This is a genomic window from Trebonia sp., from assembly GCF_049794275.1.
In the GTDB taxonomy this organism is placed as follows: Bacteria; Actinomycetota; Actinomycetes; order Streptosporangiales; family Streptosporangiaceae; genus Trebonia.
Genome location: NZ_JBARCR010000977.1, coordinates 1 through 5007 on the forward strand (window position 1 = coordinate 1; position 5007 = coordinate 5007).

General features: G+C 68.5%; 4 protein-coding genes. 1 reads left to right on the forward strand and 3 read right to left on the reverse strand.

The genetic code is table 11. From position 1 onward, the window contains the following. Positions 1 to 394 precede the first annotated feature (394 nt). Positions 395 to 1255, reverse strand: a complete 861-nt coding sequence (locus tag WA805_RS24895; RefSeq protein ID WP_422285975.1) for an aldo/keto reductase — start codon at positions 1253 to 1255, stop codon at positions 395 to 397. Positions 1256 to 1335: 80 nt separating this feature from the next. Between WA805_RS24895 and larC the strand changes: the two genes are divergently transcribed. Beyond that, positions 1336 to 2571 (forward strand): nickel pincer cofactor biosynthesis protein LarC, encoded by a 1236-nt coding sequence (larC, locus tag WA805_RS24900; protein WP_425243541.1) that lies wholly within the window; start codon positions 1336 to 1338, stop codon positions 2569 to 2571. Here larC and larB read toward each other — a convergent pair. Together larB and larE are read right to left on the reverse strand one after the other, a co-directional pair. Then, on the reverse strand, positions 2568 to 3248 hold the full coding sequence (larB, locus tag WA805_RS24905) for a nickel pincer cofactor biosynthesis protein LarB (protein ID WP_424560148.1): 681 nt from the start codon (positions 3246 to 3248) through the stop codon (positions 2568 to 2570). The genes larC and larB overlap by 4 nt on opposite strands. Next, positions 3241 to 4101, reverse strand: a complete 861-nt coding sequence (larE, locus tag WA805_RS24910) for an ATP-dependent sacrificial sulfur transferase LarE (protein ID WP_424560149.1) — start codon at positions 4099 to 4101, stop codon at positions 3241 to 3243. The genes larB and larE overlap by 8 nt, the downstream gene beginning before the upstream one ends. Positions 4102 to 5007 lie beyond the last annotated feature (906 nt).

The following is a 5007-nucleotide window of genomic DNA, read 5'->3' on the forward strand; positions in this document are numbered from 1 at the left end:
TCGCGATCACCGACATGACCGGCGTCACCGTCATCGAACTGCGAACCGGAGAAGTCCTGTCCGCCCGCGACATCGACCCAGCCCGCGCCTACTGGCGCAACAAACAGCGAAGCCCGGGCCGATGGCCGGGCCTTCTGTCACCTAAGACGCGACTCAGATGTCATACATGTCGCGACTCACGACAGTGCTGGTTTGCCGCGGCCGGAGCTCACCCGGCTGCCGCAGATCCTCTGACACCGCACATCTGGCCAGCGGGGAGGCGAACATGGCCCAGCCCCTCCGGCAGCTGTTCGCCGGCAACCTCCGGCGGTACCTGGACGGCCAGCCCCTCCTCAACGACCGCTCCCGCGGCTACTAGCAGGCACTGCGGCTGCGGGGCAGCCGCCGATTCAGGTCAGACGAACAGCGGCTCGGCTGCTGTTCGCCCGGCGAGCGCGCGCATCGCCGCGTCGTCCGGCGCTTCGGTGTACCGGCTGGCCGCGTCGAGCACCCTGGGGAGCAGGTCTACGTCGCCCACGCTGCAAAGGAACACCCCGGGGCGGCTCAGCGCCCACGACACCGCGAGGTCGATGTCGTCCTGCTTTTCGAGCGGCTCGTACCAGGTCGCCCTGGTGTGCGGCCGGCCCTCCCAGGGACGCAGCGCGATCGCCTTGATCGTCTGCACGGCGACCCGCCGCTCGCGGCAGGTCTCGTAAAGGGCGTCGAAGTTGCCGGCGTAGTACTCGTTCTGCATGGTGACGAAGTTGTACGGGAGGAGCACCGAGTCGAAGTCGAACCGATCGAGGCTGCGCCGGTGAGTCGCGGCGATCTGGCTGCCGTGGCCGGTGACCCCGATCCAGCGGATGAGGCCCTGGTCGCGTGCTTCGATAGCGGCCTCGAGCGCGCCGCCAGGGCTCAGGGCGATGTCCCATTCGATCGGATCGGCCAAGGCGTGCAGCTGCCACAGGTCGACGTGGTCGACGCCCAGCCGGTCCAGGGATCGGTGCAGTTCCTCGCGGGCTCCGGCTGCGGTGCGGTCATCGCCCTTGGTGGCCAGGAAGAACCGGCCAGGTTCGCGCTGCAGCCACGGCCGGACGCGCGCTTCCGCCTCGCCGTAGGAGGAGGCCAGGTCCAGGTGGTTCACCCCGTGAGCGAGCAGGACGTCCAGGGTCTCGTCGGCGACCCGCTGGGAGACCTGCGCGAGAGCCGCCCCGCCGAAGATCACCCGGCTGCTGTGGTGGCCGGTGCGGCCGAACTCTGCCTGTTCGATGGGCACGAGACCTCCCGAAGTACTAGAGCTAAACCTGAGCGTACAGCCCATCACCGGGGCTACTCGCTGCCCCTAGGGTTGTCTTTATGACGTCAGCCGGTGCAGGCGTGCACGCGTGGGTGGATGCGACGGCGGGTGTGGCCGGCGATATGTTGCTCGGGGCGCTCGTCGATGCCGGCGCGCCCCTCGCAGTGCTGCAGGGCGCGGTGGACGCCGTAATCCCCGGCTCGATCCGGCTGGCGTCCGCGCTGGTGACACGGGCCGGGATGCGCGCTACCAAGGTAGACGTGCACCTGGCGGTGCGAGATCAGGCGCAGCGCAGCTGGCGCGACATTCAGGCCTTGCTCGAGCGTGCGGATCTCGCGGCGGGCGTGCGGGAGCAGGTCCGGCGCGTGTTCCGGCGGCTAGCCGAGGCCGAAGCGCGAGTACACGGGTTCGCGGCCGACGAGGTGCACTTCCACGAGGTCGGAAGCTGGGACTCGATCGCGGACGTCGTCGCCGTCTGCGCCGCGCTGGACTTCCTGGGGGTGACCTCAATGTCCTGCAGCGCCGTCGCGCTGGGCGCGGGCCGGGTCGTGACCTCCCACGGTCACCTCCCGGTTCCGGTGCCTGCGGTGCTGGAGATGGCGGCGGGCTGGCGCGTGCTGTCCGGTGGCGAGGGAGAACTAGCCACCCCGACCGGCATGGCGCTGCTCACCGCCCTGTCGCAGGAGTCCTGCGACTTGCCCGCCATGTCGATGCGCACCGTCGGGGTGGGGGCCGGCACCGCAGATATCGCCGGTCGCCCGAACGTCGTGCGGGTTGTCCTCGGGGACCGCGGCGACCCGCCCGGGCAGCCGGATGAGCCGGTGATTATGTCGGTGCTGGAGACCAACGTCGACGACATGGACCCGCGGGTGTGGCCTACTGTCCTGTCGTCGTTGCTGGCTGCCGGGGCGGCTGATGCGTGGCTGATCCCGATCATTATGAAAAAGGGACGCCCTGCTCACACGCTCGCCGTGCTCGCCCCAGTGCACCGGCGTGACCTGCTGCGGCGGCTGATGCTGGAGCTGACCAGCACCATCGGGGTACGCGAAGTCGCTGCCACCAGGGTTGCGCTTGACCGGTTCTGGGTGCCGTTGCAGGTCGCGGGCGGCCAGGTTCGCCTCAAGGTCGCGCATCGTGGCGGCGAGGTGGTCCATGCGACACCGGAATTCGACGATGCTGTGGAGGTCGCCGCGGAACGTTCCGTCCCGGTCCGGCGGGTGCTCGAGGAAGCCGTGGCGGCCGCGGAGCGAGAAGGTTTTGTGCCGGGCAGCCAAGTCCAGCCGGGCTCGGCCTAGGCCGGGGCCGCGATCTGGGCAGCCAGGTGCCCGGCACCGTACCCGTTGTCGATGTTGACCACGGCCACGCCGGGCGAACAGGAGTTGAGCATGGTCAGCAGAGCCGCCACGCCGCCGAGCGCCGCGCCGTAGCCCACGGACGTCGGCACGGCGATCACCGGCGCGGAGACGAGGCCGGCGACCAGGCCAGGCAGCGCGCCGTCCATCCCGGCGACCACGACGATGACGCGTGCCGACCGTAGCTGGTCGAGCCGCGCCAGTATGCGATGCAGCCCGGCAATGCCGACATCGGCGACGAGATCGGCGGCACGGCCGAGATAGACGGCGGTCAGCTGGGCCTCCCGCGCGACCCCGAAGTCGGCGGTACCGGCCGCGACGACCAGAACCTGCCCGCCGCGCGGAGCCGGCGGGTCAGGCGGCCAGGCCAGTATGCGCGCGTCTTCGTCGTAGCGGGCATCGGGCAGCACACTCAGGACCGACTTGGTGTGCGCGGGACCCGCACGGGTGAACAACGTCGTCGTGCCGGATGCCTTGATGGCCAGGGCGGCGCTCCTGACCTGGCCGGGCGTCTTACCCTCGCAGTACACCGCCTCGGGATAGCCGCGGCGGCGCGCCCGGTCATGGTCCAGCTCGATGAACGCCGCCATGGCCTCATCGGGCTGCCAGGGCTCAGTCACGCCTAACCGGCAGCAATGACATCGTGAAGGTACCGGACTGGATACCGGCCAGATCGACGGCGACGAACCGGAAGCCGGCGGCGGTAATGGCGGCGTGGATCTGCTGGCGCGCCGGGGCGGAGGCGGCTCGCACGAGGTCGCCGGAGGGAAGCTCGATGCGGGCCACCTCGCCGTGATGACGCACTCTGCACTCCGCGAAGCCCAGGAGCCGCAGAGCCTTCTCGGCCGCCTCGATCTGAGCGAGCTTAGCCTCGGAGACCTCCTGATGGTGCGGAATACGGGACGCCAGGCAGGGTGCGGCGGGCTTGTCGGCACTCGGGAGATCCAGCGCCCTGGCGATGGCGCGCACGGTGGCTTTCCCCAGCCCAGCATCGGCCAGGGGCCGCAGGACCTTATGGTTACTGGCGGCGCGGGACCCGGGCCGATCGGGGCGCATCATGTCATCGGCGTTCTCGCCATAGGCCACGGCCGCCAGGCCATAGGCGCCGGCTACTTCATCGTCTATGCGGGTAAACAGCTCGTCTTTGCAGTGAAAGCAGCGGTCAGGGCCATTGGCCCGGTAGGCGGGGTTGTCCCCTTCCCTGGTCTGAATCTCGACGACACGGGCGCCGATGACCGCGGCAACCTGATGTGCTGCGAGACGTTCATCCGACGCCAGACTGGGCGAAACGCCGAGGATGGCAACAACCTGGCCGGCGCCGAGTGCCCGCACGGCCAAGGCGAGCAATACCGAGGAGTCGACGCCACCGGAGAACGCGACGCCCAGCGGGGCCGCTCCGATGAGCCGGGAGCCCACCGCCTGGGCGGCCGCCGAGAGCTCGCCGGTGAGAGGCTGATCTACCAAACTAGTCATGTCGGTCACCTCAACTGCCCCTAGCCGCCAGCCACCATTCTGTCATTGGTATCGGCAACCGCCTCCGCCGGTCAGGATCAGAAGGGGCGCGCGAGTCCGGGAACACAGGGCAGCGGCGGATGTTCAGCGCGGCGGACGAGCGGTTCTCCCGAGACCACCCCAAGGAACCCCGGCAGGTCCGTCGACGGCGCAGGGCCGGACAACCTGGGTGGCGAGCCTCGACCACGTCTATCTACTGGGCACAGGCTCCCGCACGTCGGCGGGTACAGCTAGCTGGCCCGGCTAATCGTGCTGGAACCGGCTCCGCAGGCCAGGCGCTCCATAGCGCAGGCCCCGGAGGTGGTGCTCCACCTCCCAGGCCGCAGCGTCGGCGTCCCAGGCTCGCAACTCGGTGCATGGAATTGCGCTTGCTACAGTCACAGAGGGCCGATTTCTATATGAGGCAAGAGATGCTTTGCCAACCCCTCAGTTGTCACGTGCAGAAGCTGCAGCGCGTTTGGGTTACCCGACTTTTATAAGTCATTATTATGAGTCTGGCGATAAGATGGGCTCTATACGAGTATGGTCGCTGTTGCCTGGTGACGACGAATATACGCGCGATGTCGCGGATCTCTTGCTAGGTGCCGAGAACTTGCCGCGCAAGATCACTGCTCAAGGGTCTGCGGTTGCGCAGCAACCGACGAGCTGCGGGACGCGGCCTCTTCGTCCCGAAGCCAACACCCTTCGTCGTGTACCTGGCTAACGTCCTGCTTGGCCTGCAACTCGGTGTCTGGCTGCGGCCGCGAAAGTCCGGGATCGGCACCGCGCGTTGTTACTCAGTTGGTTACTCATCAGCCTGGCGGGCGAGGTATCGAATCACTCGTAGGTACTGCACCCGCAGCGCCGCCACCAACGAACGCGATGCGA

Excerpts from the sequence above, each read along its gene's own strand:
- larC (WP_425243541.1), top strand. The coding sequence starts at position 1,336 with ATGACGTCAGCCGGTGCAGGCGTGCACGCGTGGGTGGATGCGACGGCG.
- larE (WP_424560149.1), bottom strand. The coding sequence starts at position 4,101 with ATGACTAGTTTGGTAGATCAGCCTCTCACCGGCGAGCTCTCGGCGGCC.